An 18,094-nucleotide genomic window follows, 5' to 3' on the forward strand; every position below is an offset into this window, starting at 1 on the left:
CGTCTTGGTGACGGTGTAAGGCTCTTCTCTATTTTTATCTTAAATTTATCTAAAATATAATATTTTTTATTGAATAGAAACCCTTATTTTACGCCGATTGTATCCCTTTCCAACGCAAAATATAGGCATGTTATTGTATTGACAAGCACAATATATTGATGTAAATTGATTAAGCACAACTACATATCGTGATGTACAGGTTTTTTGCACCTCTAGTCTTAGAGTGCAAAGATTAATAGGGAAGTCCGGTTGAAATCCGGCGCGGTCCCGCCACTGTAATAGAGGAGCGGTTGCTAGAGAGCCACTGATTAGTACAAATCGGGAAGGCGGCAATCACGATGATCCTTGAGTCAGGAGACCTGCCTGTCATCTGCACATGTCATCCCTACGGAGATAGGAACGTGCTGGCGTCGTCTTAATGAGTGAACTATCGTTAAGGTGCGTTCGGTTCATTGTGCCGGATGCGCTTTTTTTAATGAGTAAAATGTATAAGTTTTGAGGTCCCCACAAAGTACCTGAGTCGGATTCGAAGGTAGTGTGTCACTTTGTGGGGGTATTTTATGAGCATAAGAGAGAGGACTGAGTTACGAAATGGTCATCGCATTTGATTCTAAGACCGGGAACGTAAAAAGATTTGTACATAAATTGAACATGAGGACTGTGGAGATCGACGAGCAGACACAGATGGATGAGCCATTCGTGCTGATTACGTATACGACAGGGTTCGGTCAAGTTCCAGATAAGGTACAATCTTTTCTACAGAAGAACGGTTCGTATATGAGAGGCGTATCGGCAAGCGGGAACCGGAACTGGGGAACCAGCTTTGCGAAGAGCGCAGATACGATTGCGATGATGTATGATGTACCAGTCATTTCGAAATTTGAACTATCGGGCACGACAAATGATGTGCAACGGTTTGTAGAGGGAGTGAATAGCATTGCGGCATATTGAGTTAAATAACCAGTTGATGCTTCGTGACGCGGACGGATTTTTCCGATTGGATCGTGACCATGAGGCGGTAACAGCATTTATGGAAGAAGTAGAAAGTAAGAGCTTGCGGTTCGAGACGATCCATGAGCAAGTTGAATATATGATTGCGCATGAATACTACGAGGATGTTTATGAGAAATATACGGCTGCCCAGGTCGAGGAACTTTTTGAACTAACGAGAGCATCGGGGTTCGAATTCCAGTCCTACATGGCAGCTTCTAAATTTTATGTCGACTATGCCTTGAAGAGCAATGACCACACACAATACCTTGAGCAGTATTCAGATCGCGTATCGATGGTATCTCTACATTTAGGTGATGGCGATTTCGACAAAGCCAAACGTCTTGCGGTTGCGATGATGGAGCAGCGCGTACAGCCTGCAACACCAACATTCCTGAACTCCGGTAAGAAGCGCCGCGGTGAGATGGTATCGTGCTTCCTACTCGAAATGGATGATGCACTTAACTCCATTAACTATGTGCTTGGCACATGTATGCAATTATCGAAAATCGGTGGCGGCGTGGCCGTTAACCTCTCGAAGCTCCGCGGTCGCGGAGAGGCGATCAAAGGCGTCGAAGGCGCAGCGAAAGGCATCATGCCTGTCCTGAAGCTAATGGAGGATGCATTCTCCTATGCGGATCAAATGGGACAACGTAAGGGCTCTGGCGCAGGGTACTACAATATTTTCGGATGGGACGTTGTCGAGTTCCTTGATTGTAAAAAAATCAATGCGGACGAGAAATTGCGGATCAAGACGCTCTCGATCGGGCTGATCGTTCCGGACAAATTCTACCGTCTAGCGGAAGAGAACCAACCATTGCACGTATTTGCACCTTATTCGGTCTACAAAGAATACGGCATTCATCTGGATGATATGGATCTGGATCAGATGTATGATGAATTACTGGCGAACGATAAAGTGAAGAAGAAAGTCATCATGAGCGCACGCGATATGCTCGTGAAGATCGGGATGATTCAATTAGAGTCCGGTTACCCGTACATTATGAATAAAACCAATGCGAATGAAGCGCATGCCCTCAAAGGCATCGGTTCGGTTAAGATGTCCAACCTATGCACGGAGATCTTCCAACTGCAAGAGACATCCGAGATCGGCAACTATGGCGAAGGCGATGTGATTCGCCGCGATATTAGCTGTAACTTAGCGTCATTAAATATCGTGAACGTGATGGAACACGGCAAGATCAAAGAATCCGTTCATGAAGGGATCGAAGCACTAACGGCGGTTAGCGACATGACGAGTATTCCAAATGCACCAGGTGTACGTAAGGCGAACACGGAGATGCATTCCGTTGGTCTAGGCGCAATGAACTTGAATGGTTATTTAGCGAAGAACAAGATCGCCTATGACAGCGATGATGCGAAGGAATTCGCGAGTGCGTTCTTCATGATGATGAATTACTACTCCTTGGAGAAAAGTATGGAAATCGCCCGCGATCGCGGCGTGACATTCCGTGAATTCGACAAGTCGGAATATGCGAACGGGAACTACTTTACAAAATATGAAGAGACAGACTTCCGCCCACGCTCAGAAAAGGCTCTGAAGCTGTTCGCTGGCATGGAGATTCCATCACCTGAGGATTGGACGGCGCTCAAAGCCAAAGTTCAAGCCCACGGCTTGTACCATGCTTACCGGTTGGCTATTGCGCCAACGCAAAGTATCTCTTACATTCAGAATGCAACTTCGAGCGTTATGCCGATCGTTGAGCACATCGAGACACGGACGTATGCGAACTCAACAACTTACTACCCAATGCCGTACTTGGCAAAGGATAACTATTTCTACTATAAATCCGCGTATCAAATGGATCAGTTCAAGGTTATCGATATCATTGCGGAAATTCAGCAGCATGTGGATCAAGGGATCTCGACGGTTCTGCACGTGAATAGTAATGTAACAACACGTGAGCTAGCTAGATACTACCTCTACGCGGCACGTAAAGGGCTGAAGTCGCTCTATTACACGAGAACCAATCATTTATCTGTAGAAGAATGCATTAGCTGTTCGGTATAATAGAGGTTCATAGGTTCATGAACTAGGGGGAAGAAAGACATGAAAGCAGTCAATTGGAATCGTCCGGATGACGATTTTACAGCAATGTTTTGGAATCAGAATATTATGCAGTTCTGGACGGATGAGGAGATTCCACTCTCGGATGATAAAATGTCCTGGGTGGCGCTGAAGCCAGCAGAACGTGATACGTATATGAAAGTGCTCGGTGGCCTAACGCTTCTGGATACGATTCAGGGCGGCGTGGGAATGCCGAAGATCCTTGAGCATGTGGATGGTTTGCAGCGTAAAGCGGTACTCGCGTTCATGGCCATGATGGAGCAAATCCATGCAAAGTCCTACAGCAGCATCTTCACAACGCTAGCAAACAGTGAGGAAATCGATCAACTGTTCAAATGGGTGGAAGATGAGCCGCATCTACAGAAGAAAGCGAAGCTGATCTCCGGGTATTACACATCGATCGTAACGCCACGCGATCTGTACATGGCGATGGCCGCTTCCGTATTGCTCGAGAGCTACTTGTTCTATAGCGGATTCTTCTATCCGCTCTACCTTGCCGGCCAAGGTAAAATGACGAGCAGCGGCGAGATCATCGACTTGATCATTCGCGATGAGAGTATCCACGGGGTTTACGTGGGCGTCTTGGCGCAAGAAGTATTTGCGAAGCTAACAGCTGAAGAACAGGAGGTATGCACGCGCGAGCTGTATGATCTGCTGGAGCAGCTGCAAGCGAACGAGGAATCCTATACGGATTCGATCTACACCGCGATCGGCTTGGCGGCAGATGTGAAATCGTTCGTACGTTACAACGCGAACAAAGCCCTCATGAACCTCGGTCTTGAGCCAAAGTTCGAAGAAGAAGAAGTAAACCCGATCGTATTGAACGGGTTGAGCACGAAGACGAAGCAGCATGACTTCTTCTCGAAGAAAGGGAACGGCTACGTTCGGACGACGAATGTGGAGCCGCTTCGCGACGAAGACTTCGTATTTGAATTTTAAATGAGATATGAGCCATCTGGACTTGTTCCAGATGGCTTTTTTGCGCATGAAGGGTGATGAATCATCCACGTAGGTCCGGCGGGATATCTCTCTCCAGTCGGCTCTTGTTCGCCCATTCCTTTGATCAGATTTTAAGGATGGAATGGGCTGCCAAATGCCGAACGTAAACTCTTACGAGAGATATTCCCTCCTCCCTCATAGGATGATTCATCGCGGGAAATTCAGTGCAAGAACAGCCATCTGCAAAGACTCCGGATGGCTGTTGAAGGTGGGCAGGGGAGAAGATGAATGAGCTCATGTCAGCTCATTGTAAGAAACATGAAGGTATTCATTCCTAATATTATTGTGCAGGGGATCTGTCCTAGTCACACGTCTAAAAACATAGAGTAGGACAGACAGGAGGAAAGACAACATGCAATTCCTAAGATTAAATGCATTTCAACTCAAGATCATCGCCATGGTCTTCATGGTCTTCGACCATGTTCATCAATTTATACCGGATATGCCGATGTGGCTCAATTATTTTGGTAGATTGGTATCCCCGATTTTCTTCTATTTTGTGGTCGAAGGATTCTTCTATACGAGAAATCGCATGCGATATGCAGGCAGACTGTTCGGCTGGGCTGCCGTCATGTTCGGCGGGTCTCAATGGCTAGCATGGTGCTTTCCACAGAGTACCCCAATTCATAACAATATTTTCTTATCGCTTGCCCTTTCGGTTGTCATGATGATGGGATTGGAATGGGCGAAGTGGGATCGTAAGGGACTACTCCTTGGTGTGCCGCTTGCTGTTGTCGCTGCCGCGGTTGCTTTTCTATATTCCGAAGCATCGCTATATGGCGTGGTCATGACGTTTGTATTCTATTTCTGCCGTAACCGAAAAGGGCTTATGGCTGCATTGTATGTGGGTGTATGCTTCGTCCTGACGATTGGGCTCGGAATGGATTTCACCTACGAGGCGCTGTTTCTCTTCGATGCGCAGTGGATGATGATCTTCGCGATTATCCCTATCCTCATGTATAACGGGGGACGTGGACCGAATACGAAGTTTACGAAATATATGTTTTACACGTTTTATCCGGTCCACATTTGGATTCTATTTATTGTAGGGTATTTCGTCAAGCTTAACGGCTTATGAGGCAATCGGTGTTATCTTCACAGACCCTTTGGAATGCTTGAGGTTCATCGAGGAATAGATAGATTTGATGCACAGACTGTCGTTTGCCGAATAGGCGAAGGATGGTCTGCTGTTTTTTTGCTGGATTCGAATGTAGCAAAAAACGTGTTGACATTACAAAACTACAGTTGTAGTATTAAATAGAACTACAATTGTAGTATTAAAGTGCAACTGCAGATGTATCTTAAAATAATAATGTGTAAGGAGTATTTCAAATGAAAGTAGCATCAAAAGTAGCAATCGCAACCCTTAGCAGTATTCTATTGTTGGGTTCTTCTATGAACTTCACGGTGGAGGCGGCATCCTCCAAGCCATCCCCAAAAACAGCTACCCAAAAAGTAGCCGGCAAAGCTCCAACGGCAGAGGAAAAAAAATTCATCGAACAAGAGATCAAAAGAGTGAAGGAGCTGGTGATTAAGACAGGTGATACATATGTCTTGTATCATAAATACAAGGCGCTTAATAGCGGACTTGATCTTAGCTATTGGGGACTGACACAGGAATACACCACATATGAAGACTATCTAAAAAAAGCTACGACCTTGAAGGGTGCCATCTTGCAGGAGCCTTCCAACTTACCCGAGGGATATACGTTCTCCAAAGCTAGAATTGGAGGTCCATTGGGAGGAAAGTTCATTGATGATTTGAGAGCAGAAGGCAAGAAGAGTGGAAAGCCCATTTATATGAAAAAGATGAATTGGAATGAGGCGGAAGACATCCGACTGGAGTACACGAACGGGGATGATACGTTGGCCTTTAATAAATACACCGTAGAAACTAAGGACAGAAAAAATAAAGGTTATTTTGACGATAAGTTCCCGGCGAATGTTTTTCCAAAGTATGTTTACTGGCAGGATGGCAGCAAGTTCGGTTACTATATTTCAACCTCATCGGATATTTCAAGAGAAAAGAAAATCGAAATTCTGAAAGCTGCGGTAAAAAAATAATATTTTGAACTCGCGTTGCATGATTTATTGCAACTCGTTTTCTATAACGTCTGAGCAATATGATTTAGGAGGTTTCATGCATGAACCAAATACCATCCATTACGGATGCTGAGCTCGAAATTATGCGGGTATTGTGGGCAAATCCGGATTGCCCTTCCAGCGAGGTCGTACAACAAATGACAGATCGAATGGGATGGAGCCCAAATACGGCCAGGACGCTCCTGAATCGATTGGTGCAGAAGGAAGCGGCGGGAGCGAAGTTGGAGAAGGGTTCAAAGCGCACGCAACTGTTCTACCCTCTCATCAGTGAACAGGAGTACCTGCAATTCGAAACTACATCCTTTATGAGAAAGCTGTATGGCGGGGCATTAAAGCCGATGCTGGCGAATTTTTTACAAGACAAAAAGCTGAATGCACAGGAAATTGAAGATCTGAAGGCATTATTTGACAAGAACCGCAACGACGATGAAGAAAAGAGAGAGATGTAATGAGCCCCTCACTGCATACAAGTTTATTTTCGATTTTTGGTTGGGTAATCCGTGGATCGTTCATGGCCGGCATCCTGATTGTATTGGTCTTGATCCTGCAATTCTTATTGAAAAATAGGCTTGAAGGCAGGTGGAAATATCTACTATGGATACCTGTAGCAGTTCGCTTATTACTCCCATGGGCGCCTGAATCTTCGCTTAGCCTATACAATTTCATATCTCTGGAGTCTTTCATGCCCGGAATGCAACAGCAAACGTCAAGTCCTTCAGCTTGGCACGAATGGTGGAGAGGACTGGGGAGTAATCGTGAGACTGGCCACGAAGAGCGTACATTGACACTGGAGAAGAGCATGGTAGGGGGGAGCGCGGAAGGGGCGAGTTATCCACCTGAACCGGGAACTGTGCAGAGTATTTTGTGGTGGAATGAGATGAAGTCGATGAGCCTCGCCAATGTATTGACACTGGTTTGGCTTGCAGGTGTACTACTTCTTGCCGCGAAAACGGTATACGACCAGCTTCGATTGAGACAAGTCCTTCGTGCAGGCAAATCCATTGAGACACCTTTATTATCCGCTGTGTTTCACGAGACGAAGCAGCTTATGGGTGTGAAACGTAAAGTACGGTTTATAGCTTCGGAGGGCATTCCCGGACCTGCAGTGGTTGGATTTACTAATCCAGTCGTCGTCATTTCTCCAAGCTTGCTTATGACACTGAAAAAGGATCAGCTTCAATATATTCTGGCGCATGAGTTCGCCCATATCCGCCGCTGGGATGTCGCAGTGAATTGGATCATGCACTTCATCCTCATCTTCCATTGGTTTAATCCGCTAGTATGGTTTGCAATACGAAGAGCAAGACAGGATCAAGAGATGGCTTGTGACGCATGTGCGTTGAATCGGATCAGACCGCAGCATAACAGTGCATACGGGCAGACGATCATCCATGTGCTGGAGCATTTTGCAGGCAAACATCAACAGCCGGGGATTGCCGGTCTGTCCGCGACGCATAAACAAATGAAAAGGAGACTTATTATGATCAAACAATTCAACAAAAAATCCTATCGTCTATCCATTTTGGGGATGACAATCATTCTCGCGCTTGGCTGCGTGACGCTGGTCAATGCTAAGGGGAAAGATGTAGGGAGCACACCACAAGCAACTACCGTACAATCGGGGCAGGATCGTAAAGACGTTGATATCATCTATCCCGATGAAGTTATGGGTTCTTCGGTGAACCGTGAGCTGTACAAACAAGAAATGGATAAAGCGATAAAAAAAGCAGCTGCTGCAGCCAAGGCTCTAACTGCAGAGGAAAAAACGTATATCGAAAATGAGATCAACCGCGTGAAGGAATTGGTTAAAGAGACTGGTGATACATATGTCATCTATCATAAATATAAGGATTTAAACAGCGGATTGGATCTTAGCTTTTGGGGACCGAACCATGAGTTTTCTTCTTACGAGGATTACTTGAAAAAAGCTTCGACCTTGGAGGGCTCCATCATGCAGCAGCCTTCCAACCTGCCAGCGGGCTATACGTTTACCAAAGCGATCATTGAAGGTCCGACAGAAGGAAAGTTCATTGATGATCTAAGGAATGAAGGGAAAAAGAGCGGCAAACCGGTTTACACGAAAAAGCTGGATTGGAAAGAGGCTGCAACGATCCGACTGAAGTATACGAACGGAGAAGATACGTTGACGTTATCGAAGTATACGGTGGACGAGGATGGCAGCAAGGACAAAGGGTTCATTGACGATGACTTCCCTGCGCACATTTTTCCTAAATACGTGTTCTGGCACGATGGCGGTAAATTCGGATACAGTATTTCGACTTCATCGGATTTATCCAGGAAGCAGAAGATTGAAATTCTGAAAGCAGCGGTGAAAAAATAACATAGCTCTTGTGAGACAAGCCCATGTAGCCCTAGAAATAGGGTTGCATGGGCTTGTACACGGTTGAAATGGTTGACATGAATGGCTCAATATGATTGAAAATTGCTTATCACCTGGGCATGGGTGCTATCCAAATATAATGGTGATCTTGCCATGTTCTGTGAACGACAATTATACCCCAGGGGGATGTTCCCTGGGGTATTTGTTGTGCACGAATAAATGGCCCGCGTGAATATATTATAGGAGTGAGATAAGAAATCAGCCCAAAGGGAGGAATGTCCATGTCACAATCAGATTTCATCATGGCACAGACGGACCGATATGGCGCGCAAAATTATCACCCTTTGCCTGTCGTCATTGGGAGAGCGGAGGGCGTATGGGTAGAGGATATGGAAGGGCGGCAGTACATGGACATGCTAAGCGCATATTCAGCGATGAACCATGGCCATCGCCATCCGAAAATTATTCAGGCCTTGAAGGATCAGGCGGATCGCGTTACACTTACGTCCCGCGCATTTTATAGTGAGACATTAGGGAAGTTCTATGCGAAGCTTGCCGCTTATACGGGTAAACCCATGCTGCTGCCGATGAACACGGGGGCGGAAGCGGTAGAGACGGCGATCAAGGCAGCGCGACGCTGGGCGTATCAGCACAAGCAGATACCGGCAGATCAAGCTGAAATCATCGTGTGCAGCGATAACTTTCATGGGCGTACCGTAACGGTAACGTCGTTTAGCTCAACGGATTCCTATCGTGAAGGATTTGGTCCCTTCACACCGGGATTTCGGGTGATTCCATACGGTGATCTGGAGGCGTTAGAGGCCGCGATCACGCCCAATACAGCTGCTTTCCTTGTCGAGCCGATCCAAGGGGAAGCAGGTATTCTGATGCCGCCAGCTGGATATTTGCAGCAGGCCTACACATGCTGCCGGCAGCATCACGTCTTATTCATCGCGGACGAGATTCAGACCGGATTTGGTCGCACGGGACGCAAGTTCGCTTGTGATTGGGAGCAGGTTGTTCCCGATGTATATATTGTTGGTAAAGCGCTAGGTGGAGGCGTCATGCCGATCTCGGCTGTCGCAGCTAACGAAGAAATTCTGGGTGTCTTCGAACCCGGTTCACATGGTTCTACCTTTGGTGGTAATCCACTCGCTTGCGCCGTAGCCATCGCAGCACTGGATGTGTTGGAGGAGGAACGTCTTGCAGAACGATCCGAAGCACTTGGGTCTTATTTTATGGGTGAACTTGCTAAGCTCGAATCGCCGTACATCCACCAGATTCGAGGTCGAGGCTTGTTCATTGGCATGGAATTAACGGTCCCCGCAAGAGCTTATTGTGAAGCGCTGAAGGGGCTAGGCGTTCTTTGCAAGGAGACACATGAACGGACGATTCGATTCGCCCCGCCGCTCATCATTACGAAGGAGCAGCTCGACTGGGCTCTCATAAGAATTGAGCAAGTCATAAAGAAGCGTGCCTAACAGGTAGAGGAGGTTCTGAGTATGGCTAATCCAAGAGTAACGATCATTCGTGTGCCATTCGGACTGGGGGCAGGACGCCCGGGTGCGGAATTTGGGCCAGAAGCCATCTTACAAGCAGGGTTAATGGAGCGGCTCGAACAGGATGGTATCGAAGTAGCTGCTGTTAGCGAAATCAAGCCGCCTTCTACCACATCAGCGGAGGTTAACCCGAAGGCGAGGTATCTTCCTGAAGTGATGGATGTATGCGGAAGACTCGCAGATCGGGTTGCTAAGGCGATAACCGATTCGACGTTTCCTCTGATTCTGGGCGGAGATCATAGCATTGCAGCGGGGAGTATCGCAGGGGCGACACGGATGCGCCCCAAGCTGGGTGTCATTTGGTTCGATGCGCATACGGACCTAAATACGGTCCTAACGAGTCCCTCGGGGAATGTGCACGGCATGTCACTTGCGGCGGCGCTAGGATGGACCGATTGGCGAATTGAAGATGCGCAAGGCCAATATACCCTGGTCGATCCATCGCATGTCGTGTTTGTTGGGTCGAGGGACTTAGATCCAGGCGAGAAGGACTTTATTCGCAGTAAGGGCATCGCCTGCTATACGATGCATGAGATCGATCGTATGGGTATGGAGGCCGTCATACTTCAGGCTATTCGCATCGCGAGTCATGGGACGGACGGCGTACATTTAAGCTTCGACATTGACAGTGTAGATCCAAGGGAAGCTCCTGGAACTGGGACGCCTGTACGTGGTGGTGTAAGCTATCGCGAGGCACATTTGGCACTTGAATTGCTGTCGGAATCCGGTTGTGTTACTTCTGCGGATTTCGTTGAAGTGAATCCCACGTTAGACGTAAATCAACAAACTTCGACATTAGTCATGGAATTGATCTGTTCCTTGTTCGGAGAACGAATTCTCTAGTCGTGTACTGGATTTATAGGATAGTTCTATCTGGGAGAATAGACGCATTAAAAGGTTCTTTTGGGATTATTCGACAAATTTCTTGCGGTCACCGCAATTTAATCTTGCGCGGTTGGCGGTTCGTCCCGCAAAGAAAAATTAGGGTGTTTCACAAATAGTTTTCGGTGCAGAAGTCCTATATTTTTTTTATGCTTAGAGTAGTGAAAAGATAAGCACCGAGAATATAGGAAGAAGGGGCAATCATGAGAAAAGAGAATGTTTATCGGTTTATCATTGGGCAGCGGCGATCGGTCATACATCAAGAGCCGGCAATTCGGATTAAACATCCGGCAAGCGATCTATCCGTCCCACGTGAGTTCTGGAACCAAGTTCGTGTGCGCTCAGATATTGCACCGGCGAAGGCTGCGAGCGAAACCGATCAAGCAGAAGTCAACGTTGTCTATATCCCGCAAGGAATCACAGGATCTGCCACATACATTCTTCATAGCCAAGGGGTTGGTGTCATTATTGACCCCGGTTCACGATTTAAGAAAATTTGGGCGGCTGTTGAACGGATTGGGGTAGAGATTAAATATATTGTAGTAACACAAGCGCATGCAGATCATATGATCGCGTTGGAAGAATTGAAGAGAGCGACAGGTGCACAGGTAGCGATGCATGAATACGACAAATGGGCCGTCTCGAAGCAAATCTATCGGGATAACTTCTTAATGGAGTATCGCCAGTCGTATGCTGATATCGATATCGGTCTACAGGATGGCGACCTGATGCATTTTGGAGGCAAGACACTAGAAGTTATTCATACCGCCGGACAGACGCATGGCAGCATTTGCGTGAATTGCGATGGATATGTTTTCTCCGGTCGATTGATGTTTCAAGTTCTCGAGGAAGGGCACGGCACTCTCGATGTTCGCTCGAACGATGCGCAAGCCTATCGCAAGGTCATTCATCGTATGAATAAGAGTTTCATGGCTTATGCAGCGCAAGGCAAGCCCGTTTTTGTCGAATATGCAGGGCAGAAATAATCCAAAATCTGCAATTGTTCTAGCCTAATCGTGACATACGCGATAAAATGGGGTTAATTATATCGAGGTTAGGGGCTATCTTTGTGGACAGATTGCATATGGAATCAGCAATGAAGCAGGTCATACATCGCCATGTTACGCCACCTGCACTACGGGATCTGATGGAATCTTATGTTGCATACAAAATGACGGAATCTACCGTGTTCGGGGAACTGACATTATTGCACTACAGCATGTTCGGAGGGACTTCAGAAGAACGGTATGCAGGGGCAGCAGCGATTGAATTCCTTGTTCTTGCGCTGGATATCTTTGACGATCTACAGGATCAAGATAATGACCGCGTCCCATGGATGAAGCACAATCATGCGCAATCTATGAATGCTGCGATCGGATTTCTAGCACTTAGCACGAAGGTCATTATAGATTCGAAGTTCGATGAGGCCCGCAAGTCGATCGCAGTCGAACTACTCCATCATCGACTGAATCAATCTGTCGGAGGGCAATACATCGATGTCGATAATGCCATTACCGAAGAAGATGAATGCTTTGCAATGATGCGAGCGAAGTCGGGTGCACTTGTGGCTTGCGCTTGCCAATTAGGAAGCGTACTTGCGACAGGAGAAATGAATGATCAAGTTGGCGCTTATGGAGAGTTGTTCGGCATGTCCGCGCAGCTTCGCAATGATATGGAAGGTATCTTGCGATGGGATACCAGGAATGATCTTATTCATCGGAAGCGGACGCTACCTGTTCTTTATTTGCTAGATGATTCGGCGCCGGAGCTTCAAGTCCTTCGGGATTATTATGCAGGACAAGCAACTGTCGACCAGCTATACGCGAACAAACACGTCATTATGGACCAAATTGAGCGCGGCGGCTGCATCCCATATACCCAGGTACATATACAATTTCTTCAGCAAGAATGTCATACCTATATTGAGGGCCTATCCATTGATCTTCATTGGAAGCAAGAACTGGAAAGTTTTATATAAAACTACCAATCGCGCAAGCACCGCAACGTGCATTGCGGAAAACCGCAATAACGTTTGCGAACTCAAATGAAGACGATGATGGTATAGTAAAAATGTAGTGAAAAAATAGTCGAAAAGGTGGAGTTGTAAATGATTAAACAAATGATCAACTACCTCACGAATAACCCGCAAGTACCACAACTTGTTATGAATGGACAAGCAAGTCTCGTTGGTGTATCACCAGCGCAACAAAAGACAATTGTCGACACCATAACTGGCGGCAAATGGACTGAAATTGATGGCGTAAGAAGAAGCTACTGGTTCGCGTAAATAATATTTGATTGGAGCAAAAGATGGGTTACGTTAGGAAATATCGAATGTTCTTCATACTAATTGCAGCAACACTTCTCGTGATGTACTTTTTGTACACAGATTTGAGGGTCGCCTATATTGGTATGGAAGTGGAGAAAGCAAACGACAACCAGTGGATCATATGGAATGTTGAACCCGACGGATTAGCCTATAAAGCAGGAATTCGGCAAGGTGATCATGTTATTTCAATCGATCATACGAACGTCGAGCATTACCCTAACAAAAGAATGTTGACTTCTATTGATTATATTGAGACCGAACGCAACGGGCAGGTCATGCATTACCAGTTCGATGATGCGGTCAAACAACCGGTATCGATGGAACAGACAATCTTACCCATCTGTTTGTATACGGTATTATTTTTACTATCCATATTTTTATTGCATAAGAAAAGAGAGGATGCTGCGGCACATCTGCTGATCCTCTTTTTTCTCGCTGTAGCGATAAGTTATGTGAGTGCAGGGGCGTCCGCACGTAAAGATTATGTGGGCATGCTTACGTTATGGGTTACCATCTTGCAAATTCCAGTCATATTTCTCCACTTTCTGTATCGGTATTTCAATCAGAGAGAACTGGAGATTGTGAAATTCTATGTGATTGTCGGTATGTACTCGGTTAATGGGATTATTCTAGCGATTATCAGCTTGCTTGTATTCACAAATCTAGGGAACTATTTTTTCGGCAGACTCGCGATGCAGGTTCTGCTCATTTCGTTCACGATCGGGACGGTCATCAGTATTCTCGTCCTAATCATTAGTTATCGCAAATATCGTAACACGACGTATCGTCCGCTGTTTAAATTCATGTTATTCGGTAATTTCATGTCGTTTTTTCCTTTTGTTTTTTTGTATGCGCTCCCGTGGATCTTGATCCATCGCGAGATTATCTCGGCGAGTACGGCAGCGATATTTCTGTTTCTATTACCGATTATTTATGTATATTTGATGGCTGCCAATCATTTGCTTGATATTGAGTTTGTGCTCGATCGATTGCGCTATTACTGTCTATTAGCTGTTATGCCAACGTCGGTTATTCTCATTGGAGTTTATTTTTTAGTCAGACAGCGTGAGGATGTATTCATCAAGTGGGCTCAAATGTTCATATTTGTATATATCGGAGTTATTTTGTTTTTATATGTCAAAGATATGCTCGATTTCAGGTTCCGTAAGAAGTTGTTCATCGGTACCTATAACTTTCAATCGAGTCTAGATCGATTCTCTAGTCAGATTAGCAAGATGATGAAGGTTCCGGATCTAGAGGAGCGGCTGCTTCGTGAAGTGCTCGACGTGCTTCCTGTGAAGTCAGCTGCACTGCTAGAGATGAAGAATGATGAGGGACACATTGTATTTATCCGATCGCAAGGTGATTTTCTACCAGCGCAAGAAGAGAGACTAACGGAGGAATTACAAGGCAAGATTCATGATTATGCCGTCGGTGATTGCATTAAGATTGACTCGGGCCTTTGCTGTGTCATCGGCAAACATCAAAGAGGGCATAACCTGTTATGGATATGCAGCAAAGAGAATCGCGTGCAGTTTAACCGTGATGAACTGGTGTGGTTACAGACGATTTCCAATTATGTCAGCATGGTGTACGAGAATTTACAACTAATTGAAGGAGTCATTATGGATTTAGAAGTGCGTTCACACGGGAAGGCTCCTGCATGGGTGCTCCGGATGCTATTTCAATTAACGGAGAAAGAAAGACGGCGGCTTGCTGCGGATCTACATGACTCTGCGCTTCAGGACCAACTGCTGTGGTATCGCAAGCTCGAGATGATTCTGGAGGAGACAGCGTTTGAACCAGAAGTGAAGGAACGACTCACTCAGATCAAAGAAGGTCTTCTGGATGTCGTACACCAGATTCGAGAGACGTGCAATGAACTGCGCCCACCGTTCCTGAAGGAAATGGGGATTGTCGAAGCGATTGAGAATCTGTGCAACTATGCTGAGTTCCATTCGAACTATTCCGTTGATTTTAACTATGATGGCTTTAATCTAGAGCTTGACGATGAATACGTGTTGACGATCTATCGGATTACACAAGAGTTAATGCGGAATACGACCAAGCATGCCAAAGCGTCAAATGTCGAAATATTACTGCGTCAGAATCATGAGCATATCGCGTATGTCTATCGTGATAATGGGGTTGGGATGGATATGGTCCAACTGCAGTCTTCCTTCAGTCATATGGGGCTGTCCGGAATTCGTGAACGGGTATCCGGGTTCGAAGGGGAGACGATGTTCCATTCTGCCGTCGGTGAAGGATTCGAGGTCATTATTACGCTGCCTTATCAGACCGTGCCGAGCAGCCAGTACGCCATTGCCAGGGGGGTCGTAAATGATTGAAATTTTGCTAGTGGATGACCATCCATCTGTTGGAGAAGGCACGAAGATCATGATTGAGAAGGAACCGGATATGAATGTCACGGTGGTCTTCTCAGGTCTCGAAGCGCTTCAACTGATTCGAGAGAATAAATACGATATTATGTTGTTCGACCTGAATATGCCTGGGATCAGTGGACTCGAGTTGACGCGCAGGGTGATGTCGATCAATTCAGGGTTCACGGTTCTGATCTACTCTGGCTACGATATTAGCGCACACTACAATATATTAATCGAGTCTGGTGTGGCAGGATTCATCAGCAAGACTTCGTCTCGTGAGCAGTTGATTGCGGCGATTCGATGTGCTCTGCGGGGTGAAGCCGTCATTCCAATTTCGCTCTTGAAGCAGCTAAGACGCAATGACATTCGTTCTGGAACGGGTCTCAGCCAGAAAGTTGAAGATGTCTCGATCAATGAGAAGGAACAAGAAATTTTGCAAGAAGTCGCCAACGGGTTAAGTAATAAAGAGATCGCAGGATTGCTCATTATGAGCCAGCGGACGGTCGAATATAACTTAACAAGGATATTTGAGAAGTTGAATGTACGATCAAGATCTGAGGCGATTATTGTAGCCAAACGGCTTGGATTAATTCATATTCAAGAGTTTATGTAGTTAACGAACGTTGATAATGGATAGAGACGGGGGATATGATGATATGTTTTGAGGAAGAACTATGAGATTGATTGGGAGCGTGATCGTGCGGGCTTTCATGGAACAAATCCGTACGCGATTCTATCTCGTTACAACGTTCTTCATGAGTCTATTCGTCATTGGTATATGCTATGCGGCCGACGGACAATCCCTTGCCGAACTTCCTATTTCCAAAGGGGAAGTGTATCTGCCCATCTATATTTTACTCGTCGTATTATTCGTCATTATCGTGGAATGTGGGGTATCGGCTGGGAAATCAATCTATCGTGATCGCGAGCTATTTAAGATAAAAGTTCATAAACGGTATAAGGACTTTGCCTTGATATTTATGGGGAAAATTATCGGGATTGGTACCGCAGGTGTGATCCAACTCCTGGTTATCGTCATTTTATCTCGGGTGTTATTGGATTATTGGCAGCTTGAGGCCGTAATGCTGAATTCGCAAATTTGGCTAGATTTACGTCATTTGACGCCATCCTTATTCGCATTTATGCTGTTATTTTTCGTCCTCGGTTATGGGCAGTATGTAGGATTATATGTCACGATCGGTTCGGTGCAGAAAAAAAGCTATATGCTGTTGTTGATGTTCATCGTAACCATTCTATTTATTGCAATGATCATGTTGTGTTTCTTCATTCCTGGTGTAGATCATGAGTTGCTGCTCAAAGTAGGGTCGATGTTCCCTTATTCGGCGCCGTTCTTTATGATTATTCGTTTAAGTACTGAGGATCTGACTTGGTTTCAGTTCATGATGCCGGTGTTCATCATGATTGGAGCGATATGGATTAGCAATTGGCTCACGATTCGTTATTATGAAGTCGTGATTCGCAAAATGAAGAAGCCGATCTCCCTGGTGTAGGGGGATTGGCTTTTTTCTTAAAATATAAGAATTTATAAGTTTCACGGATAAGCTGTTCTTATATTTCTCGCTTAAACGCTTTACGTCCTTTGGAAAGACGCCGAAGGCGTTTATGCTTGTGGGGATAGACATTTATCCAGGTTTCCTCCATACTGATACACAGAAAATGAACGACGGAGTTGTACTGATGCATCCACTCGCTAAATTAATAGCTGTTCTCTGTACTACGATTCTCGTACTCACGTACTCCACTGCTATGATTCAAGGGGTCATCTTCCTTGTAGTTGTGGCCATAGGGTTATCGCTTGGGAAGCATGTAAGACGTGTTTTTGGTAAAATGGCACGTTATTTGCTCGTATTCGCCATTCCGTTCTTTTTCATCCAATGGATTTGGCTTCCTGGCAGCACGCCTTGGTTCACATGGGGGCCTCTGCAGGTTACCTATGAAGCACTCAATTATGCCGCTGCGATTACGTTCCGACTGATGACGTTATTTCTTACTTCTGCGATGTTCATGGCAATGACCGAGCCCCGGGATGTCGTGCTGATGTTGACACAGCAGCTTCGTGTGCCGTACCGCTTTGCCTATGCAGTATCGCTTGCCCTACGGTTTCTGCCTATCTTGTCCGAAGAAGCGGAGACCATTCGCACAACCCATCAGATCCGTGGGATGAAGCCGCCTAGGGGTGTACGGGAGCATGTTCAGGCATGGAAGCGATTTTCGATCGCGCTTTTCACGAATTCGGTTCGCCGCATGCAGATGACAGCAAGTGCGATGGATACCAAAGGGTTCGGTGCTTACCCGGATCGGACATATTGGCGAGAGAACCCCGTTTCCATTTTTTCGTGTGTTGCCATGGGGGTATACCTAGCAGCAACGGCGTTCTGTTTATATCGTTTTTAATTT

At 46.0% G+C, this 18,094-nt stretch carries 16 protein-coding genes and 1 riboswitch; all 16 genes read left to right on the forward strand.

Translation table 11 applies throughout. From position 1 onward, the window contains the following. Positions 1 to 180: 180 nt before the first annotated feature. Positions 181 to 381: riboswitch (cobalamin riboswitch) on the forward strand. A 210-nt stretch (positions 382 to 591) separates the two neighbouring features. Beyond that, positions 592 to 951 (forward strand): class Ib ribonucleoside-diphosphate reductase assembly flavoprotein NrdI, encoded by a 360-nt coding sequence (nrdI, locus tag C558_RS0103485; protein WP_018754840.1) that lies wholly within the window; start codon positions 592 to 594, stop codon positions 949 to 951. Then, complete coding sequence (gene nrdE, locus C558_RS0103490; RefSeq protein ID WP_018754841.1) at positions 938 to 3,022, forward strand: class 1b ribonucleoside-diphosphate reductase subunit alpha; 2,085 nt, start codon at positions 938 to 940, stop codon at positions 3,020 to 3,022. The genes nrdI and nrdE overlap by 14 nt, the downstream gene beginning before the upstream one ends. A gap of 39 nt (positions 3,023 to 3,061) precedes the next feature. After that, positions 3,062 to 4,018, forward strand: a complete 957-nt coding sequence (nrdF, locus tag C558_RS0103495) for a class 1b ribonucleoside-diphosphate reductase subunit beta (RefSeq protein ID WP_018754842.1) — start codon at positions 3,062 to 3,064, stop codon at positions 4,016 to 4,018. Positions 4,019 to 4,430: 412 nt separating this feature from the next. Then, a complete protein-coding gene (locus C558_RS0103500) occupies positions 4,431 to 5,156 on the forward strand; it encodes a TraX family protein (protein ID WP_018754843.1) in 726 nt (241 codons plus the stop codon). 254 nt (positions 5,157 to 5,410) lie between these two features. Beyond that, complete coding sequence (locus C558_RS0103505; protein WP_018754844.1) at positions 5,411 to 6,142, forward strand: hypothetical protein; 732 nt, start codon at positions 5,411 to 5,413, stop codon at positions 6,140 to 6,142. Positions 6,143 to 6,222: 80 nt separating this feature from the next. Then, complete coding sequence (locus C558_RS0103510; RefSeq protein WP_018754845.1) at positions 6,223 to 6,630, forward strand: BlaI/MecI/CopY family transcriptional regulator; 408 nt, start codon at positions 6,223 to 6,225, stop codon at positions 6,628 to 6,630. After that, positions 6,630 to 8,522: a M56 family metallopeptidase gene (locus C558_RS0103515; RefSeq protein WP_018754846.1), complete on the forward strand. Its 1,893-nt coding sequence runs from the start codon at positions 6,630 to 6,632 to the stop codon at positions 8,520 to 8,522. The genes C558_RS0103510 and C558_RS0103515 overlap by 1 nt, the downstream gene beginning before the upstream one ends. A 281-nt stretch (positions 8,523 to 8,803) precedes the next feature. Beyond that, entirely contained in the window at positions 8,804 to 10,003 is a 1,200-nt protein-coding gene (locus tag C558_RS0103520; protein ID WP_018754847.1) for an ornithine--oxo-acid transaminase, read from the forward strand. 21 nt (positions 10,004 to 10,024) lie between these two features. Further along, entirely contained in the window at positions 10,025 to 10,924 is a 900-nt protein-coding gene (gene rocF / locus C558_RS0103525; RefSeq protein WP_018754848.1) for an arginase, read from the forward strand. 242 nt (positions 10,925 to 11,166) lie between these two features. Continuing rightward, positions 11,167 to 11,949 carry an MBL fold metallo-hydrolase gene (locus tag C558_RS0103530; protein ID WP_018754849.1) on the forward strand — a complete coding sequence of 261 codons (783 nt, stop codon included), beginning with the start codon at positions 11,167 to 11,169 and terminating at the stop codon, positions 11,947 to 11,949. 83 nt (positions 11,950 to 12,032) lie between these two features. Further along, complete coding sequence (locus C558_RS0103535) at positions 12,033 to 12,941, forward strand: polyprenyl synthetase family protein (protein ID WP_018754850.1); 909 nt, start codon at positions 12,033 to 12,035, stop codon at positions 12,939 to 12,941. Between the two features lie 129 nt (positions 12,942 to 13,070). Then, on the forward strand, positions 13,071 to 13,250 hold the full coding sequence (comX, locus tag C558_RS0103540) for a competence pheromone ComX (RefSeq protein ID WP_018754851.1): 180 nt from the start codon (positions 13,071 to 13,073) through the stop codon (positions 13,248 to 13,250). Positions 13,251 to 13,297: 47 nt separating this feature from the next. After that, positions 13,298 to 15,640 (forward strand): histidine kinase, encoded by a 2,343-nt coding sequence (locus C558_RS0103545; protein WP_018754852.1) that lies wholly within the window; start codon positions 13,298 to 13,300, stop codon positions 15,638 to 15,640. Then, the gene (locus C558_RS0103550) at positions 15,633 to 16,289 is read left to right on the forward strand and encodes a response regulator transcription factor (RefSeq protein ID WP_018754853.1); all 657 of its coding nucleotides are present in this window, start codon (positions 15,633 to 15,635) and stop codon (positions 16,287 to 16,289) included. The genes C558_RS0103545 and C558_RS0103550 overlap by 8 nt, the downstream gene beginning before the upstream one ends. Before the next feature lie 61 nt (positions 16,290 to 16,350). Next, positions 16,351 to 17,187, forward strand: coding sequence for an ABC transporter permease (locus C558_RS0103555; RefSeq protein ID WP_018754854.1), 837 nt, complete (start codon positions 16,351 to 16,353; stop codon positions 17,185 to 17,187). 166 nt (positions 17,188 to 17,353) lie between these two features. Beyond that, entirely contained in the window at positions 17,354 to 18,091 is a 738-nt protein-coding gene (locus C558_RS0103560) for an energy-coupling factor transporter transmembrane component T family protein (RefSeq protein WP_026263702.1), read from the forward strand. The last annotated feature ends 3 nt before the right edge of the window (positions 18,092 to 18,094 follow it).

The sequence above is a fragment of the Paenibacillus terrigena DSM 21567 genome, from assembly GCF_000374845.1.
Classification (GTDB): Bacteria; Bacillota; Bacilli; order Paenibacillales; family Paenibacillaceae; genus Paenibacillus_K; species Paenibacillus_K terrigena.

What these genes read in the sequence shown, in the direction of transcription:
- nrdF (WP_018754842.1), top strand. Translation starts at nt 3,062, where the DNA reads ATGAAAGCAGTCAATTGGAATCGTCCGGATGACGATTTTACAGCAATG.
- C558_RS0103560 (WP_026263702.1), top strand. Translation starts at nt 17,354, where the DNA reads ATGAACGACGGAGTTGTACTGATGCATCCACTCGCTAAATTAATAGCT.
- C558_RS0103550 (WP_018754853.1), top strand. Translation starts at nt 15,633, where the DNA reads ATGATTGAAATTTTGCTAGTGGATGACCATCCATCTGTTGGAGAAGGC.
- C558_RS0103545 (WP_018754852.1), top strand. Translation starts at nt 13,298, where the DNA reads ATGTTCTTCATACTAATTGCAGCAACACTTCTCGTGATGTACTTTTTG.
- rocF (WP_018754848.1), top strand. Translation starts at nt 10,025, where the DNA reads ATGGCTAATCCAAGAGTAACGATCATTCGTGTGCCATTCGGACTGGGG.
- C558_RS0103555 (WP_018754854.1), top strand. Translation starts at nt 16,351, where the DNA reads ATGAGATTGATTGGGAGCGTGATCGTGCGGGCTTTCATGGAACAAATC.
- C558_RS0103520 (WP_018754847.1), top strand. Translation starts at nt 8,804, where the DNA reads ATGTCACAATCAGATTTCATCATGGCACAGACGGACCGATATGGCGCG.
- nrdI (WP_018754840.1), top strand. Translation starts at nt 592, where the DNA reads ATGGTCATCGCATTTGATTCTAAGACCGGGAACGTAAAAAGATTTGTA.
- C558_RS0103510 (WP_018754845.1), top strand. Translation starts at nt 6,223, where the DNA reads ATGAACCAAATACCATCCATTACGGATGCTGAGCTCGAAATTATGCGG.
- comX (WP_018754851.1), top strand. Translation starts at nt 13,071, where the DNA reads ATGATTAAACAAATGATCAACTACCTCACGAATAACCCGCAAGTACCA.
- C558_RS0103505 (WP_018754844.1), top strand. Translation starts at nt 5,411, where the DNA reads ATGAAAGTAGCATCAAAAGTAGCAATCGCAACCCTTAGCAGTATTCTA.
- C558_RS0103515 (WP_018754846.1), top strand. Translation starts at nt 6,630, where the DNA reads ATGAGCCCCTCACTGCATACAAGTTTATTTTCGATTTTTGGTTGGGTA.
- C558_RS0103500 (WP_018754843.1), top strand. Translation starts at nt 4,431, where the DNA reads ATGCAATTCCTAAGATTAAATGCATTTCAACTCAAGATCATCGCCATG.
- C558_RS0103530 (WP_018754849.1), top strand. Translation starts at nt 11,167, where the DNA reads ATGAGAAAAGAGAATGTTTATCGGTTTATCATTGGGCAGCGGCGATCG.